The organism is Microcystis aeruginosa NIES-843, from assembly GCF_000010625.1.
Taxonomy (GTDB): domain Bacteria; phylum Cyanobacteriota; class Cyanobacteriia; order Cyanobacteriales; family Microcystaceae; genus Microcystis; species Microcystis aeruginosa.
In genome coordinates this window covers 572,579-590,028 of record NC_010296.1, presented here as the reverse complement: position 1 = coordinate 590,028, position 17,450 = coordinate 572,579, and the positions used below count along the sequence as shown (strand labels likewise).

General features: G+C 43.6%; 18 protein-coding genes. 11 read left to right on the top strand and 7 right to left on the bottom strand.

All coding sequences use genetic code 11. From position 1 onward, the window contains the following. Positions 1–121 precede the first annotated feature (121 nt). From hemF to MAE_RS02960, 3 genes are all read left to right on the top strand, one after another. Positions 122–1,144 (top strand): oxygen-dependent coproporphyrinogen oxidase, encoded by a 1,023-nt coding sequence (gene hemF / locus MAE_RS02970; protein ID WP_002762975.1) that lies wholly within the window; start codon positions 122–124, stop codon positions 1,142–1,144. Between the two features lie 84 nt (positions 1,145–1,228). Continuing rightward, positions 1,229–2,203, top strand: coding sequence for a tRNA lysidine(34) synthetase TilS (tilS, locus tag MAE_RS02965; RefSeq protein ID WP_004163106.1), 975 nt, complete (start codon positions 1,229–1,231; stop codon positions 2,201–2,203). A 342-nt stretch (positions 2,204–2,545) separates the two neighbouring features. Then, positions 2,546–4,846 carry an ATP-dependent helicase gene (locus MAE_RS02960; protein WP_012264257.1) on the top strand — a complete coding sequence of 767 codons (2,301 nt, stop codon included), beginning with the start codon at positions 2,546–2,548 and terminating at the stop codon, positions 4,844–4,846. Here MAE_RS02960 and MAE_RS28325 read toward each other — a convergent pair. Then, on the bottom strand, positions 4,811–5,050 hold the full coding sequence (locus MAE_RS28325) for a DUF6737 family protein (RefSeq protein WP_012264256.1): 240 nt from the start codon (positions 5,048–5,050) through the stop codon (positions 4,811–4,813). The two genes, MAE_RS02960 and MAE_RS28325, sit on opposite strands and share 36 nt — an antisense overlap. A 126-nt stretch (positions 5,051–5,176) precedes the next feature. Here MAE_RS28325 and MAE_RS02955 point away from each other — a divergent pair, with 126 nt between their 5' ends. Next, a complete protein-coding gene (locus MAE_RS02955) occupies positions 5,177–5,743 on the top strand; it encodes a hypothetical protein (RefSeq protein WP_012264255.1) in 567 nt (188 codons plus the stop codon). Between the two features lie 34 nt (positions 5,744–5,777). Here the strand turns inward: MAE_RS02955 and MAE_RS02950 are convergent, their stop codons facing one another. The 3 genes from MAE_RS02950 to MAE_RS02940 all read right to left on the bottom strand — a co-directional run bounded on the left by MAE_RS02950 (position 5,778) and on the right by MAE_RS02940 (position 8,702). After that, positions 5,778–6,659 (bottom strand): 4-hydroxybenzoate solanesyltransferase, encoded by an 882-nt coding sequence (locus MAE_RS02950; RefSeq protein WP_012264254.1) that lies wholly within the window; start codon positions 6,657–6,659, stop codon positions 5,778–5,780. A gap of 992 nt (positions 6,660–7,651) precedes the next feature. Beyond that, a complete protein-coding gene (locus MAE_RS02945) occupies positions 7,652–8,149 on the bottom strand; it encodes a DUF427 domain-containing protein (protein ID WP_004163102.1) in 498 nt (165 codons plus the stop codon). Positions 8,150–8,186: 37 nt separating this feature from the next. After that, complete coding sequence (locus MAE_RS02940; RefSeq protein WP_012264253.1) at positions 8,187–8,702, bottom strand: DUF1499 domain-containing protein; 516 nt, start codon at positions 8,700–8,702, stop codon at positions 8,187–8,189. A 70-nt stretch (positions 8,703–8,772) separates the two neighbouring features. Between MAE_RS02940 and MAE_RS02935 the strand changes: the two genes are divergently transcribed. Next, complete coding sequence (locus tag MAE_RS02935) at positions 8,773–8,976, top strand: hypothetical protein (protein ID WP_002778572.1); 204 nt, start codon at positions 8,773–8,775, stop codon at positions 8,974–8,976. Between the two features lie 73 nt (positions 8,977–9,049). Here the strand turns inward: MAE_RS02935 and MAE_RS02930 are convergent, their stop codons facing one another. After that, positions 9,050–9,514 carry an SRPBCC family protein gene (locus tag MAE_RS02930; protein ID WP_002778570.1) on the bottom strand — a complete coding sequence of 155 codons (465 nt, stop codon included), beginning with the start codon at positions 9,512–9,514 and terminating at the stop codon, positions 9,050–9,052. 326 nt (positions 9,515–9,840) lie between these two features. Further along, entirely contained in the window at positions 9,841–10,089 is a 249-nt protein-coding gene (locus tag MAE_RS02925; RefSeq protein WP_012264252.1) for a hypothetical protein, read from the bottom strand. Positions 10,090–10,417: 328 nt separating this feature from the next. Between MAE_RS02925 and MAE_RS02920 the strand changes: the two genes are divergently transcribed. Further along, positions 10,418–10,624, top strand: a complete 207-nt coding sequence (locus MAE_RS02920) for a type II toxin-antitoxin system HicB family antitoxin (protein ID WP_004163097.1) — start codon at positions 10,418–10,420, stop codon at positions 10,622–10,624. Beyond that, positions 10,621–10,842: a type II toxin-antitoxin system HicA family toxin gene (locus MAE_RS02915; protein ID WP_012264251.1), complete on the top strand. Its 222-nt coding sequence runs from the start codon at positions 10,621–10,623 to the stop codon at positions 10,840–10,842. The genes MAE_RS02920 and MAE_RS02915 overlap by 4 nt, the downstream gene beginning before the upstream one ends. Positions 10,843–11,004: 162 nt before the next feature. Here the strand turns inward: MAE_RS02915 and MAE_RS02910 are convergent, their stop codons facing one another. Next, positions 11,005–13,317, bottom strand: coding sequence for a transglutaminase TgpA family protein (locus MAE_RS02910; protein WP_012264250.1), 2,313 nt, complete (start codon positions 13,315–13,317; stop codon positions 11,005–11,007). Between the two features lie 211 nt (positions 13,318–13,528). Between MAE_RS02910 and MAE_RS02905 the strand changes: the two genes are divergently transcribed. The 4 genes from MAE_RS02905 to MAE_RS02885 all read left to right on the top strand — a co-directional run bounded on the left by MAE_RS02905 (position 13,529) and on the right by MAE_RS02885 (position 17,445). Next, positions 13,529–14,266, top strand: a complete 738-nt coding sequence (locus MAE_RS02905) for a phycocyanobilin:ferredoxin oxidoreductase (protein ID WP_004163095.1) — start codon at positions 13,529–13,531, stop codon at positions 14,264–14,266. 451 nt (positions 14,267–14,717) lie between these two features. Continuing rightward, on the top strand, positions 14,718–16,301 hold the full coding sequence (gene ndhD1 / locus MAE_RS02900) for a photosynthetic/respiratory NAD(P)H-quinone oxidoreductase subunit D1 (RefSeq protein ID WP_012264249.1): 1,584 nt from the start codon (positions 14,718–14,720) through the stop codon (positions 16,299–16,301). A 410-nt stretch (positions 16,302–16,711) separates the two neighbouring features. Next, positions 16,712–17,074, top strand: a complete 363-nt coding sequence (locus tag MAE_RS02890) for a DUF4164 family protein (protein WP_004163090.1) — start codon at positions 16,712–16,714, stop codon at positions 17,072–17,074. Positions 17,075–17,115: 41 nt separating this feature from the next. Further along, positions 17,116–17,445, top strand: coding sequence for a hypothetical protein (locus MAE_RS02885; RefSeq protein WP_002735262.1), 330 nt, complete (start codon positions 17,116–17,118; stop codon positions 17,443–17,445). Positions 17,446–17,450: the final 5 nt, after the last annotated feature.

Sequence of the window (17,450 nt, the reverse complement as noted above, 5' to 3'; positions counted from 1 at the left end):
CCCCCACTTCCCCACTTCCCCACCCCCAATCCGTCTAAATGTTAAGTTAAGTATCGAAGAGCGGCCGTTTCATCACCCAGTAGTAATATAATCACTGAGTTATCAACTTTGATCCTTGAGTATGACTGCATTCACCACAACCCCCACCCTTGCCAATTTGCCCGCCAGTGACAGCCGTAGCCGCGTCAGTGAATTTATGAAATCCCTACAGGATGAAATTTGTCAGGGATTAGAAGAAGTGGATGGACAAGCAAAATTTATCGAAGATAGTTGGCAACGGCCCGAAGGTGGCGGCGGACGTTCGCGAGTTTTGCGGGAAGGGGCAATTTTTGAACAAGCAGGGGTGAATTTTTCGGAAGTTTGGGGGAAAGAATTACCTCCTAGCATTGCCAAACAACGGCCCGAGGCTGCCGGTCATCAATTTTATGCCACGGGAACCTCGATGGTCTTGCATCCTCACAATCCTTATATTCCCACGGTTCACCTCAATTATCGCTATTTTGAAGCAGGTCCGGTTTGGTGGTTTGGCGGTGGCGCTGATTTAACTCCCTACTATGCTTTTGAAGAAGATGCTAGTCATTTTCACCGCACTTTTAAACAGGTTTGCGACCAACATCATCCCGAATATTATCCCGTTTTTAAACGCTGGTGTGATGAATATTTTTATCTCAATCATCGTCAGGAAGCCAGAGGCATCGGCGGGATTTTCTTTGATTACCAAGACGGTTTAGACCCTCTCTATCGTGGTCCTTTTGCCGAAAGTGATGCCGCTATCTATTCAGAAAAATTATCTCCCCAACAACCCCGCAACTGGGAAGAAATTTTTAGTTTCATTAATGACTGTGGCCGGGCTTTTCTACCCGCTTACGTTCCCATTGTCCAGAAACGGCGCTCGACGGAATACGGTGACAGAGAACGTCAGTTTCAACTCTATCGTCGCGGTCGTTATGTAGAATTTAATTTAGTTTATGATCGTGGCACAATTTTTGGGCTGCAAACTAACGGTCGTACCGAGTCGATTTTGATGTCTTTACCTCCTTTAGTTCGTTGGGAATACTGTTATCAACCTGCACCAAACACCCCAGAAGCAAAACTCTATGATGTCTTCCTAAAACCACAAGATTGGGTTAATTGGCAAGGTTAAATCAGTTATCAGTTATCAGTTATCAGTTTACCGTTCACTGAAAATACTTCCCACACCCTTGTCAAGTAAATAAATCTAAAAATTTTGGCTAATTTTTGGACCCCTCTCCATACTCGTCTGGAAACCACGGTGAAAAAGGGACAATTACTACCTAAAAATGCGTCTCTATTAGTGGCATTGTCGGCGGGTCAGGATTCCCTCTGTTTAGGGCAATTATTGCTGGATTTGCGCTCTCGTTGGGGTTGGCAACTAGCGATCGCTCATTGTGATCACCGTTGGTCCTCCGACCGAGGATTAGTCACTCATGTGCGGAAAATCGCCGAAATTTGGCAATTACCTGTTTATATTACCACCGCACCCCCCATGGCGGAAACGGAAGCCAAGGCCCGACAATGGCGTTATCAAGCTTTACAAACAATCGCCCAAGAACAGGGTTTTAATTATCTTCTCACGGCACACACGAGGAGCGATCGAGCGGAAACTTTTCTTTATAATCTCACGCGCGGGGCCGGTAGTGATGGACTTTCTGCCTTAACTTGGTTGACAAGTTTAACCTCAGATATTTTTTTAGTCCGTCCCCTCTTAAATGTCACTCGCGGGGAAACTTTCGCTTTTTGTCAAAGTCGAGAATTACCGATCTGGTATGATCGAGCTAATGAGAATTTACGCTATGCTCGCAATCGCATCCGTCAGGAATTATTACCCTACCTGCAAACTAATTTAAATCCCCAAATCGAAAAACATCTCGCCCAAACTGCCGAAATTTTGGAAGCAGAAAGCGATTATTTAGATAGTATTGCCCGGGATATTTTTCGCCAGGTTATCGATCTAGATCAACAAAGACTCGATCGCTCCCCTTTACAAATTCTACCTCTAGCGATACAAAGACGAGTGATTCGTTTATTTTTGGCTCAATATTTACCCTCATCCCCTAATTTTGCCGAAGTTGAGTCAGTGGTTAATCTCATTACTGGTGTTAATCGCGATGCCACTTCCTCCTTAACCGGCAAAATTCGGGTAGAAGTACAACAAAATTGGCTATATATCAGTTATCAGTGATCAGTTATCAGTTATCAGTTATCAGATTACAGTTTTAAGTGGACAGTGTTAGGTGAAAACTTCGCTACTTTCTTTTCACTGATTAAGTGGGTGGGTGGAATTAAATATAAGATGAACGTAGGTTGGGTTGAAGCATGAAACCCAACACCCGCTCATGTTACGCTACCGCTAACCCATCCTACAAATAATTGTGCCTCCCTACTTACTGCTTACTGTTTACTGTTCACTGAAAAACCCCATCTCCCCATTCTAGTTATCTCTAGCTAACTTTTACAGCAATTAGTTTAAGGAGAAACTAAAATAGTAATACAATTAAACTAAAAATAAAATTGGCGGGGCATAATGAGCGAAACTAAAGTAATTAATCGAGAAAGTTTACTGGTCAATCTCCGGCAACAACTGCGAGCCGGACAACAGGAATTAGCCGATTGGCAAGGGGGAAAAATGGCCATTTCTGCGGTGCCGGGGGCAGGAAAATCCCACAGTTTGGCCGTAGCTGCCGCTATGGTTATTGCTCGTGAGCAACTTCATGCTAAAAAACAGTTAATTATTGTCACCTACACGCGCTCGGCTGCCGCTAGTATTAAAGCTAAAATTAAACAACGCTTGCAAGATTTACAACTTTCGGCCCAAGGTTTCAGCGTCCAAACTCTGCACGGACTCGCCCTACAATTGGCCCGTCGTTACCCGGAATTATCGGGATTAGACCTCGAATCTTCTACCTTAGTTATTCCGACTCCTAGCCACAGAATTATTAGAAACTCGGTGGAAAAATGGCTAATTACTGATCCAATTCGTTATCAAAAGTTATTAGAAGGAGTGGAATTTGATGGGGAAGAAACCGAAAGATTACGCCGTCAATCGGTGCTGAGAACCGAAATTTTACCTAGTCTTGCCTATACGGCCATTCATGAGCTAAAAAGTTCGGGATTATCACCGCAGCAAGTTTGGGAATTAAGCCACTACACCGACGATAATTATCAAATTCTCGCTATTGCTAGTGGTTTGTACCAACAGTATGAAATCCTGATGCGTCAGAAAAACTATATAGATTATGATGACATGATTTTAGGAGCCTTGCGAGTATTAGAGGAAGAAAAAATTCGCCGACAATGGCAAAAATCTGTCTTTGGAGTCTTTGAAGATGAGGCACAGGATTCTAGTCCTCTTCAAGAAAAACTAATTACTATTTTAGCAAAAAATAATGACGGAGAAATACCTAATTTAATTCGCGTCGGCGATCCCAATCAAGCCATTAATTCTACCTTTACCCCCGCCGATCCTGTTTACTTTAATTGGTTTTGTGAAAGTTGTCAAAGCGAAGGCAATTTATCCACTATGAACCAAGCAGGTCGCAGCAATACTAAAATTATTGAAGCTGCTAATTTAGTTTTACAATGGGTCGATCGAGATTGGAAACAGGGGAAAGATAATCATAAAGTTACCGAGGCTCCTTTTCGGGTTCAAGCGATTCTTCCCGTCAGCGCTGAAGATCCCCAACCTAATCCAGTTAAGGAGGGAAAAGGATTAGAAATTTATCAACCCGATGACATTTATCAAACAGTAGAGTTAATTGAAAAACGTCTAGTTAAATTACTCCAAGAAAACCCTCAACATAATGCGGCTATCCTCGTTAGAGAAAATCGACAGGGACACTTTTTTGCTCAAAAATTTGCCCATTTTTATAAAAGTTATCAAATCAGAATTTTTGAAGCTAACGAGATCGATCGCTTTTCCCAAATTCCCGCCGAAATGCTGAAACTATTAGCTTTTGTCGAACGTCCCCACTCTCCCGATTATCTCAAAGCGGCCTTAGAAGTGCTACAATTGAGGGGTTTAATTACTGCCCAAGATTTAAATCCTTTAGTTACCTATCCCGAACAATTTCTTTATCCCACTCCCCTCGATCCTGAACTGAAATCTAACGAAAAAATCGCCCGTCGTTATTGCTGCAGTTTACTAAAAGCTAGATTAGAATTACCCCATTATCAACTCCTGTCTTTTTTCGCTATGACTCTCCAATATTCGGGGTCAGAATTAGCAACTTTGCAAAAATTAACCGCCCGTATTTATCAGGAAACTGCTGGTAATAGTTCTCTCAAAAATACAATTAATACCCTTAATGAAATTATCGCCTCTGAGCGCTTTGAAGGAGTGGAAGAAGATAACGACGATTGTTATACTCGTCCCGGACAACTGACGATTATTACTATGCACAAAGCCAAGGGTTTAGACTGGGATTATGTTTTTATTCCCTTTCTTCACGAAGATATTATCCCGGGCAAACCTTGGGTTCCCAATGGGGCGAAATTTTTGGCAGATTTTACCCTCGCAGAAGTGGCCCGGGCGCAAATTCGAGCAGCGGTTCATCAACGCTATTTAAACCCCGACAGCATACCAATTATTCCCCCACCTTTAAGCGCTTGGTTAGAAGCTGGACAACTTAAAAAAGCTGAAGAATACCGACTTTTGTATGTAGCGATGACGCGAGCAAAAAGACTTTTATGGATGTCGAGTGAAAAAAAAGCTCCTTTCCGTTGGAACACTTTTCGCGGAGATGAAAGTAGTCAATTACAGGATAAAAATCCCTGTCCTGTCTTTCCTGTTTTAATCAATGCTTTCCCCGATTCTTTCTGTGTTTAACTGTTGCTGCAGCGTCCTTGGATAAAGAATTAGGAAGACAAACCACCACAGGAGTATGGGAATAGATAGGAGTAGAGTTAACCAGATACGCTGGGTTAAAAACCAACAGCCAGCAATCAGGGTAATTCCTGTCAACAGAATCGACCAAGGTTGACACCAACGGGGTTTGTGGTCCCAAACGCTACTAGATTTCGAGTTGGACATTAGTTAAGGGGCGGTAATTTACTAACTTGATTTTATCGTACCTGACTATTCAGATAACTGCTACAATTTTGGGTAATTCTATCAATAGAGTTTCTTATCTCTAGACAAACTAAGCTAAATTTTCCTATGATTGATGTCTTTTATCCGATTCCCAAGCTGTTAGATACTATTCTGACGGAGATTTATGCCGAAAATCGCCGTAAACATGAAGAAAGAATGGCCGAATTACAAGTAATCTCTAATTCGTCCCTTCGCGATGCCTACGCCCAACAGCTATTATTAGATCGATTTCTTGCTCCCGTGGAAAATGCTCAACATAGCATTCAAAATGCCGCTAAACACGCTCAGTACATGGCAGAAGTAGTTAATTATTATCATCGTGACCATGGCTGTAGTCAAGAGCAAGCTCAAGAAATATCCCGTCAATTTCGGGCTTTAGCGGTTAAAATTTCTCAAATTGACTCTCTTTACGATTTAAAAATCATTTATCAAGTGGTTACTGTTTTCACCCAGCAATTATCAAGATTTAAACACCGAGAAAGAAATTATTCTTGGGAAAGGGAAATCAGAAAGGGTATTTTAAATCCCTTAAATACCTGCATTGCTGTGGAAAAAAATTTTCAAAGACGGGTAGCTTTCATGACTGGTGAACCCGCATCAGCTAAGGTAATGGGATTATTAGAGTCAGAATAGACAAACTGACTCTAGGGACATTCTTGGGGGAGTTTTAATACAAACTTCCCCCAATCATAGCCGCTAATAAAATAAAACCGACCCAAACATTTTGACCGAACATTTGACCATAAACTGGTTTGGGTAAATCCGATTGACGTAACAGCCGGTATTGACGCCACCAAGCGATCACCGATAGACCCAACCCTAGCCAAAAAAAGGCTGATAACTGCATTTTTTGCCCCTCCCAAGCCAATAAACCCACTGTTAGGGCAAAAAAGACCCCCACGGCTTCCGGGGCGTATTTGCCGAAAAATATGGCACTAGAGTTAATACCAACCTTGAGATCATCCTCTCGATCGGACAGAGCATAAATTGTATCAAATGCCAATGTCCAAAAAATCACCGCTCCCCATAATATAAATGTATTACTATTTAACGACCCGGTGACGGCACTCCAACAGATTAAAACCGCAAAACCCCAAGCGAGAGAAAGAACCAATTGGGGTACAGGAAAAAAACGCTTGGCGAGAGGATAGCAGATAATCAGGGGAACGGCGGCTAAACATAGGCAAAAACTCAGGAAATTCAGATATAAAGCTAAAATTGCGGCGCAAAAGAAAGCAATCAGAGCGATAATCAAACCAACCTTGATCGATAAAGCTCTGGCCGCTAAAGGACGGTTACGAGTGCGATCGACTTGTGGATCGATATCCCGATCCCAAAGATCGTTAACCACACAGCCGGCGGCGCTAGTGGCCAAAGTTCCCAAAACGATCACCCCGATCAAGGGTAGCGGTGGCACACCGTCTGCCGCCAAAAATACCGCCCATAAAGCGGGAATCATCAAAATTAACCTACCTGCGGGTTTATCCCAGCGCAAGAGGCGAATAATCGTCATCCAAGTGGGTTCTAGATCGGGTTGGGATATAGTCATAATTTCTCGTAAAAAGTAGAAACTAGGAGTTAAGGGGGTGTGGGGTGTGGGGTGTAGGGTGTAGGGTGTAGGGTGTAGGGTGTGGGGTGTGGTGCGATTCGTTGGCTAGAAACTAGACAGTAAGACGTTTAGAGGATTAGCCGCTTGGTAAATGTAGTACCTTGATAACTTTATAACCCTACAGGTGCGGGTTAGTAATAACCTTAGTCCTGTCCTCTAGATGCCTAGAGTGACGGCATTTCCTGCTGCTTTAGACTTGGTACATCTGAGGTAGTGAGCGAGGAAAAAAAAAGCGGTATCTGATAGCCTAAATCAGAAACCCGTTGAGCCAGAACCTATGGATAGCCCTGGGGCGAAGATACGAATTAACCATCGTCAACACCCACGAGCCAAAAGGCTGACAGGCTCGAAACAAAAGTTAACAGAGTTGGGGCTGATAGCTCATACCACTATCAGTAAGGCATTCCCGTTACTCTGTTGTGGACAGTATCATCCTAAGGGTTCAACCAATGGTTATAGGGAACGAAGTAACCCTGATTGACTCTGCCCGTTCGGGGCAGTAGGAAACCATCCGCAAGTCAATAGAGGGAGAGGATGTCCTTAAAAGCCAAGGCTTTGAGTAATATCAAAGATATGCTGACAAAGGACGGGTAACTAGGAAGTCTAAGCAACAATCAACGGTCATATACGCCCTAAAACCAACAATCTTGTCTGGTGGGGATACAGCCAAGAGGGTTGAATAGACAAGGAAATAATAATTCCCATTATTATTCTACTAATGACAGTAGCCTAGTTACTCAGGAGCCGGATACGGCGAAAGTCGTAAGTCCGGTTTTGAAGCAGGGGGTGGGAAGGCGACTTCCTGCTCTACTGTAACGGGTGTGGGGTGTAGGGTGTGGGAAGAATAAATAAAAATAATCTCCTGACGACCGGCTCCTGACTCCTGACTCCACCAATAAACTTTTTCAGCAAACCCTACTTACTTAACGGGATTACCAGCCCCAACTATTGGGAACGCCTTTAAATGGACCAACCACATCGGAGGTTATCCATCCCCCGTAAAAGTTGCCCGGTTGCGGTTGTACTAATTCACCGTCGGCATAACAAGCGGTCATTTTGGCAGGATAAAAAGCCAGATAATTCTTAATTGCCTGAAACTCTGGTGTCGGGTCCGGATAATACCAAGCGGCGTTAATTGCCTGTTGGTCGCCAACAGTGATATTGTAATATCCCGCTAGACCTTTCCACTCACAAAAAGACTTTTCTGCTGTGGCTTGCAGGTATTCCATTTTAATATCTTGGGGCGGTAGATAATAAACTGGGGGATGACTGGTTTCTAGAACTCGATAACTGCTTTTAGTATCGGCAATTATCACCCCATTAAAGATGATTTTTAGGTGTTTAGGCGATAATTCTAGGCGCGGGGGACGCGGATAATCCCAGACGGATTCCTGTCCTGCTTTTGCTGGTATCGGTTGGGGACGAAACATAATTTTTCTTATCGTATTCTCTGATTCAGTTCACCGTTTACTGATTACTGATCACTGAAAAGAGTTTTCTCAGGGTTTCCACTCGTTCTCGATTGACATTTAAATCCGATTCTCCTAACCGGGAGGCCGAGCGAACATCGATCGCATTTTTGCTAGGATTAAGAGAAAATTCCACATCATCGACAAATCCCATCCATTGACTGCTAAATTCGGCGTAGAGATAGTTACTATCTTGGTTAATAATTTTAGTTCTCGGTTGGGAGGCGATAATTTTAGCTAATTGCTCGATCGCTTTTTCACCGCTACCCTGATAACTAAGGGGTTCGATCGCATGAGCCTGATCCTGACTCTGACTACTAACACAATTAGGAGTGACCGGACAAGGAGCCAGTTTACCTTCCCTGACTCCCAAATAATCGGGACGAGTACCGGCGAATAAACTGACGCTATCGGGAGCGATTAACCTAATTCCTAGCCAAATGAGCAGTATTCCTAGGAAAATAAACGGGGTTAGCCGGAAAGATTTTTTCACCGTGTTGGGAGTTTCAGTCATGCTAGTCTTACAGAATCACTTCAATTAACTTAACATTGATAGGTGTGACAATATCAGGAGATAGAATAAGATGTTTCTCGATGAATTACAACCCGTTGTTAAAGAACTGATTCAACAACCGATCGCTTTTTTCGGTGGTTTTGCCTCTGGATTACTGCGCTTGAAACTTTCGGACGATCCCCTCAAAAAATGGTTAGAAGAGCAGGGATTAGTCAGTTTTAACGACAATAATCAGGATAACGGCAACAGTCCCCAGTCGATCTCGATCGATTAGGGATCAGGGGTTAGCTGTTGGGGGTGAGGGTATTCTCCCATCCCCAAAACCCCCCGCTTACCACCCCATCAGCTTAACTTGTTGCTGAAAGTAGATAAATTTCCTCGGCTACTCGTTTTAAGCGTCTTAATTGCGCTTCCATATCCTTTTTAGTCCATTTGGCGGCGAATTGCTGGAATCCCCACCCCACAACCGGATTAGGAATCGCAAACTCAAAACGATTGATTAAACAAGTGCCGCCATCATTGGGTTGACATTCCCAGCGATCGCAACCGCGAAAAAAGCCTTCAAATTGCCAGACAATTAACCCCGGTTCCCTCTCAATCACCGTACTTTTCAGCGTTGGCTGAATTAGGGGGATTTGAATCAAAAAACGACTTCTCCCACCGATATCGGTCTTCCAATCGCCGATAGGTTCACAAACTAACACCGGATTCAACCAACGACGCATTAACTCTAAATCCGTGATACAACGCTCCACCGTCGTGGCACTAGCTTTAATCTGAATTGATTGTTCAAATACTTGACAAGATGACATTGATCTGCTTATAAATTGCTGGCTGAGAATTATCGGTAGTCGGACAAAAATAAAGTTAACTGTGCAGACAAGGCAACAGTAAGGGTTTTGTCCTTCGTTACATTTCTTAACATAGTGTTATTTATAGCCTTTCTCATCAAGATGAAGTGTAACCTAATTTGCTATGGACGACCGGCGACCGACTCCCCAAAACGAAAACTTCCTACCTCACCATTAAGATAACTGCTCTCAAGCTCATTTTTTCACTAGCTTGAGCAACTCTCGAAAACGTTGGCTTAATCTCTCGATATTAACTGATAATAACATTGGTATCGAGAACAAAGCGTTTAGTTATCTTCATTTAAGAGAGATTCTAAAATTTCAGTGGTTAATCCTCTCTCTTGTGCTTTTTGTCCAATAGTATCCATCGTTTTATATAATTTCTCCAGAGATTCTTTTCTAGATAAATTTGAAAATTGAACATAAAAAGCGATTTTTTCTGCTATTTTTTGACGCTCTTCTTCCGTTGCATTCCAATAAGTTTCAGCAACATCTAAAGGAACTTTGATTAGGGTTTCTGTTTGATATTTTGTCATAATTATATTTTCTTAGTTTAGTTATTAGTAAAAAAAATCAGTCGAAATTAATAGCCTCCCTTCCGCCAGCGTTACAGTCTAGAAGTTTCATTTACTCTAGCGCATTGTTAAACTGATTGTCAAGTTTAGTTACTCTCAATTTAAGATATGTAATTTACTTTGGTTGCGAAAAACCAACGCCGCTAGTGTAAGTATTCTTCAGCGCCTTGACTAAATCTAGAGATGACGTTGGGGGGAAGGCTAATGCAGGAACGGTAAATAAATTTGGCTGAGTTGTTTGCTATGATTAGGGGTAATTATTAACACTTCTTAAAAAGCGAGTGGAAAAATGAGGCAAGTCATTGTATATCGAGACGAAGACGGCTATTGGATTGTGGAGTGTCCAAGTCTCAAAGGCTGTGTTAGTCAGGGAAAAACGAAAGAAGAAGCCTTGATTAATATAAAAGAGGCGATTGCCGGTTATATTGCGGCTTTAGCGGAAGACGGACTGCCGATTCCAGAGGATACATTGGAAACATTTCTGGCGGTTGTGTGAGTAAGCTACCGAGTGTTTCAGGCAAGGACTGTATTAAGGTGCTGGAGAAAGTCGGCTTTTACCAAAAACGACGAGAAAGCAGTCACGTTATTCTTCGTCGAGATAACCCATTTTCTCAGGTTGTTGTCCCAGATCACCCCAAACTGGCAAAGGGAACTTTGCGTTCAATTATTAGAGACGCCGAGTTGAGCGTGGATCAGTTTATTACCTTATTATAAATATCCCCAGCACCGTTAGGTTAAGCACCGAGGTCCAGAAAACGGGTTTCCTAAAGAAACCCGTTTTCTCGGTTTCTTAACCCGTAATACTAAATCCAGTTATTGATTATTTAGGATTTGCTGAAAAACTTTTTGCCGCAAACCCTAACTATAGGCTCAAGCTCACTTTTTCACTAGCTTGGGCAACTCTCGAAAACGTTGGCGTAATCTCTCAATATTAGCCGATTTCCCGCCATAACGCCAATCAACGTAGGCGCGAGCAATCTCCTCGATAATATTCGCCACTGGCGGCGGTTGGACGCGGCGGGCGGCGGCGGCGTATTCTAAAGGGGTTTGAGCGGGATGTTTGCCATAACCGGCTTCTGTTAAGATTCCTAACATTTGCTGGTATAAACGCTCGATTGGTGGTAGTTTTGCTAACCGGCGACCCCGACGCCAACGATGGAACTGTCCCCATCCTAACCAACCAGCGTAAGCGAAGACGACCCCGACTAAACCGCCGAGAATTCCCCCTAAAAGACTGCCGGAAATAAAGCGCCATAACCAGGCCAATAACTGACCGATAGTAACGATAACATTTTCCCAAATCAGACCGAGAAAACCCGTTACTGGGGAGGGCAACCATCCGGCTACCCATTGCCAAAATTGCTTGAGGACGCTAAAAGGTTCCGCTTGCTCAAAGGATGGGGGAATTAATTCGTGGCCCGGGATAGGATCGAAATTGTACCAACCGTAACCGGGGAAAAACACCTCTGTGATGGCGTAAGCGTCCGTATTTTGGACAACATAAAAGCCAGTGAAAGGATTAAACTGGCCAGGAGCAAAACCGGTGGCTAATCGGGCAGGAATACCGATCGAGCGTAACATAATCGTTAACACGGTGGAAAAATGATCGGCGTAACCCCCCTGAAAACGAAACAAAAAGGCCGAGACTAAATCCTCATTTTCGGCTAAAAAGGGCAAATCGGCTTTTAATTCGTAGTTTTGCTTCAATGCTTGGGCTAAATATAGGGCCTTCTCGTAGGGAGAGGTTAACGGTGTGGGAGATTTTGCCAGCAATTCCTCGGTTTTTCGGCGGACTTTCGGGGCAATTTCGGCAGGAATTTGTAAATAATGCTTGAGAATAGACTTAGGGTAGGTTTCTGGTGCCGATCGCAGTTGGCTGCGATTGCGTTCCGGCACTTGTGAGATTACAGTATAAGTTAGCCCTTCCGCTAACCCCCCCGGCGACCTTAAGCTATTTTCTCGGTCTAAAGATACCTGTCGGGTAGGAAAAAAGAGAAACTGAGGCGAAGTAAGAGCGGGGATAATATTCGGTAAACTGGAGACAATGCTGTAAGTTTGGACTACCTGATGGGTTTTGGCTTGGGTTGCAGGTAGCGGCACAAAAAAGCGATAGGACCAACTACTGCGATTTAAATCCTCCACTTCTTGATCTCGCGAGATTTGCCACCCTTGACCAGTATAGCGATCAAAGGCCATAGCCCGCCAGAATCCGGGGGCTTGGGAACGTACCCGCATGACTGTCTGGGGAGTCATACTTCCCCGCAAATTTTGGTTGATTTGGGGGTTAAAACCGTAATAAAAGGTGGAATCTAACTGTCCTGACCCTGTAGTGGGACTATTACCGCCATTTACGCCACCATTCCCCGTTTCACCCTCGCGCACATAGCCGGGGTTAACGATTTGTCTGTCTCCCTGTTCAAAATCCTGATTTTCCATACCTCCTGGACTATTGACGGGAAAAGATTGAATTTGATAACCCGGAAAACGCGGCATCAGGGCAAAAATTGTCAATCCCAAGAGGAGAATTGTCAGAAAGAAAATCCCAAAACGTTTGGGAGAAAGGGGGGAATTTGGCGGGGAAACTAATTTTTTTGTGGCTAGACGCGGGGATTTCCTTGAGAAGAAAGGGAGACTCTGATTGAGATTATCTAAACCTAAACGAGAACGGTAGTCTAAAACTAGGGTAGGTAGGGATAAAAGCAGAAAGAGGATTAACCAAGGCGCAAAAGCGAGGGTTTGGGAGATTGTCCCGGCGACTCCCAAGAGAATTAAACCGATTACCATAGAATAACCTAAATCTTTGCGTCGGGGCAGGTCAAAACTATGGAGAATTTGCAGTTGAATTAATAATTGTGTTAGGGCAATGCGACTATCCTGCATCGCAACTATATCACCCAAGAATAGCGCCAACACTACCAACATTCCGATCGCTATACAAAATTTTGCCCCGATATTGCGCTTTTTCCTGCGTCGCCAACTCCAGATTCCGCCGATAATACTGAGAGGAACGGCCCAAATACTGGTATAACTATCAGTAGCCACATCGGTGGCGATAATACCGACGATTACTAAAGCTTGCACCAGAATTCTTAAAATAATCGATTCCTCGGTTTCCGGCAAGGGAGAAGATTCTATCTTTTGCCAGAGGGTTTTTAAGGAAGGTCTTGGACGAGTGGCACTGCTAACCATAGGGTAAATTGGGAGAAGGATCAAAAAGTTAATTTTATGTTTCCCAGTTCTAATCTCGATCGCTCCATGAGGTAAAGTGGATTTTAGATGTCAGGAGACAGGAGACAGGAGAGGGGAGAAGGGAGAGGTGAGCAGGGGAGATAAGGAGAAAAAAGCCGATTACTGATAACTGATTACTGATTACTGATAACTGATTACTGATTACTGACCCATGATAGCCGTTACCACGCCTGAAATTTTACCGTTACTTCATCCCCTGATTGGACAATTAGCCACGGCAATTCTGTCCCACTGGGAAAATTATCTTGATTTGTCGCCCTTTGAGTTGCCGGAAGGTTTAGGCTATGTGGAGGGACGTTTAGAAGGGGAAAAATTAATTATCGAGAATCGCTGCTATCAAACTCCCCAGTTCCGCAAAATGCACCTAGAATTGGCTAAACTGGGCAATGGTTTGGATATTCTCCACTGTGTCATGTTCCCCCGTCCAGAATATCCGCTGCCGATGTTCGGATGTGATATAGTCTCCGGCAAAGCGGGAATCAGTGCCGCTATTGTGGATCTTTCTCCCACCAGTGGCGATAAAACTCTCCCTAGTGCCTATAATCAAGCTTTAGCGGCTCTACCTGGGGCTGATTTCGCCCAAGCTCGTGATTTACCGCCTTGGGGTCATATTTTCTCCCAATATTGTCTGTTTATTCGTCCCGAAACCGCCGCCGAGGAACGACAATTTTTACAAAGAGTTACAGATTTCTTGACAATTCACTGCAAATGTGCTAGGGAAAGTCAGCCTCTTTCTGGGGAAGAAGCGCGCATTTATTTACAGGGACAACGGGATTATTGTAGTCAACAGCAAAAAAACGATAAAACTCGGCGTGTACTAGAAAAAGCCTTTGGTTGGGAATGGGCAGAGCGTTATATGACAGGTGTTCTCTTCGATTTACCCGATTAAACTGAACTATCCCCTCCCCCCTTGCTCCTAGGGTTGATTCATCGTAGGGTTGATTCATCGTAGGGTTGATTCATCGTAGGGTTGATTCATCGTAGGGTTGATTCATCGTAGGGTTGATTCATCGTAGGGTTGATTCATGAATCAACCCTACCATTAGTATGCGGGGGAGCCGACAATTTTTAACACCTACCCACTTAATTTAGAGATTTTCTGCAACCTCATCGGTATTTTTCCCATTTTTGAACTCTCAAACCCTAATTAGGCCAGCAGTCTCTTGAAACTTAACAATATTAACAGACAAGGACAGGAAAATAATTGCTAGATTGATTTAGGTACAGTTAACTGTAACCGCGAGAACAAGAGAAAAAAGGTGGTTTTGCTAGGTAAAACCGTCAAAAAGCCTTAGCTTAATTTCTCGATTCTGACGATTAAATAAATATTAAAACAGCCGATGAATCTAACGAACTTTCCTTGGTTAACTGCCATCATCCTTTTTCCCATCGTCGCCGCTTTATTGGTTCCCATAATTCCCGATAAAGACGGTAAAACCGTGAGATGGTTTGCTCTGACGGTGGGATTAATCGACTTTGCCCTAATTATCTACGCTTTCTATAGCAGTTACGATTTCGCTAATCCCAATCTGCAATTAGTGGAAAGTTACCAATGGTTGCCCGAAATTGACCTAAGATGGTCCTTAGGAGCCGATGGCCTCTCCATGCCTCTGATTATCTTAACGGGATTTATCACCACTCTGGCTATCTTAGCGGCTTGGCCGGTGACTTTTAAACCGAAACTATTCTACTTCCTAATGCTGTTGATGTACGGGGGACAGATTGCGGTGTTTGCCGTACAGGATCTGTTACTGTTCTTCCTCGTCTGGGAATTAGAATTAGTCCCCGTCTATCTGATCCTCTCCATTTGGGGCGGTAAACGCCGTCTCTACGCGGCCACCAAATTTATCCTTTACACCGCCGGAGGCTCTCTATTTATCCTTGTAGCGGCGCTGACGATGGCTTTTTATGGCGATACCGTCTCCTTTGACATGGTGACTATTGCTGGCAAGGATTTCCCCCTGAAACTGCAATTATTCCTCTACGCTGGTTTTCTGATTGCCTACGGGGTAAAACTGCCGATTTTCCCCCTCCATACTTGGCTACCAGATGCCCACGGCGAAGCCACTGCCCCCGCCCATATGTTACTAGCGGGAATTTTGCTTAAAATGGGTGGTTATGCGCTCTTACGGATGAATATGGGGATGTTACCCGATGCTCACGCCGTTTTCGCCCCCGTTTTGGTGATTTTAGGGGTAGTTAATATTATCTACGCCGCCTTAACCTCCTTTGCCCAACGCAATCTTAAGCGCAAAATTGCCTATTCTTCCATCTCTCACATGGGATTTGTCTTGATTGGTATGGCTTCCTTTACCGATATTGGCACAAGTGGGGCGATGTTACAGATGATTTCCCACGGACTGATTGGGGCGAGTTTATTCTTTATGGTCGGTTGTACCTACGATCGCACCCATACCCTGATGTTAGACGAGATGGGCGGTGTCGGCAAGAAAATGAAGAAAGTTTTTGCCATGTGGACTACCTGTTCCCTCGCTTCCCTGGCTTTGCCCGGGATGAGCGGTTTTGTGGCGGAATTAATGGTATTTATCGGTTTTGCCACCAGTGATGCCTATAGTCCCACTTTCCGCGTCATCATCGTCTTTTTAGCGGCTATCGGTGTCATTCTCACCCCGATTTATCTCTTGTCCATGTTGCGAGAAATTCTCTACGGGCCGGAAAATAAGGAATTAGAAGAACACCATGCCCTAGTGGATGCGGAACCCCGGGAAGTCTTTATCATCGCTTCTCTATTAGTGCCAATTATCGGCATTGGACTCTATCCCAAAGTGGCGACGACGATTTACGATGCTACTACCAATAAATTAACCGCCCTAGTGCGTAATTCTGTCCCCAGTTTAGTGCAACAGGCAAAGGCAAAAACCCCCAGTTTCTCCCTTTATTCCCTAAAAGCCCCCGAAATCTAAGGAGTTATCAGTTATCAGTTATCAGTTACCAGTTACCAGTTATCAGATTTGAGTTTTAAGTGAGCAGTATTAAATCCCACTTTCCGCACTTCTTAACATTCAATTGATAATTTTTACTAATATTAGATCCGGTTATTAAAGAATGATTATTTATTCTCCCTTTTGCCTTTTGCATGAGTAGAAAACGGGTTTCTCCGAGAAACCCGTTTTCTGTGCGTTACTCAACGGATTTAGTATTATTATACTTTTAATTGATTGTGTCATTATTTTAATGCGATCGCTAACGAGTACAGCCTGGAGAATTATCAGAATTAGTCCCCACTGGAGCAATCGCGCCCAAAGAAGATTAGGCGGTCGCAACGCGCTCGCTACGCGAGACCGCAACATAGCAAAATATAGGAGTTTAGCCCATGTCTAACGAAACCGTGACTTATTCCCTAGAAGCTGTTCTAACAAGGATCGAGGGGAAAATAGACTCTCTACAAAAAGATGTTAATCAAAAATTCGACAAAATCGATGAACGATTAACCAAAGTAGAAATAGGACAATCGGAGTTAAAAGGGGAGATTAAAGCCTTAGGCTTTAAGGTTGAGGGCATCGATAAAAGATTAGAGAAAGTAGAAAACGAGCAATCTGTTTTAGTTAAGTCTGTTTCTGACTTACAGGGATTTCGGGGGTTAATTTTACCTCTGATTGTTGGGGGAATTAGTGCTGGTATCGGGGCAATAATCACCGTCAGCATCAGATTTTCTCTACTCGGTGGCAACCCCTAAATAGCGCAATCGCAACATAGCAAAATATAGGAGTTTAGCTCATGTCTAACGAAACCGTGACTTATTCCCTAGAAGCTGTTCTGACAAGGATTGAGGGAAAAATAGACAAAATCGATGAACGATTAACCAAAGTAGAAATAGGACAATCGGAGTTAAAAGGGGAGATTAAAGCCTTAGGCTTTAAGATTGAGGGCATCGATAAAAGATTAGAAAAAGTAGAAAACGAGCAATCTGTTTTAGTTAAGTCTGTTTCTGACTTACAGGGATTTCGGGGGTTAATTTTACCTCTGATTGTTGGGGGAATTAGTGCTGGTATCGGGGCAATAATCACCGTCAGCATCAGATTTTCTCTACTCGGTGGCAACCCCTAAATAGG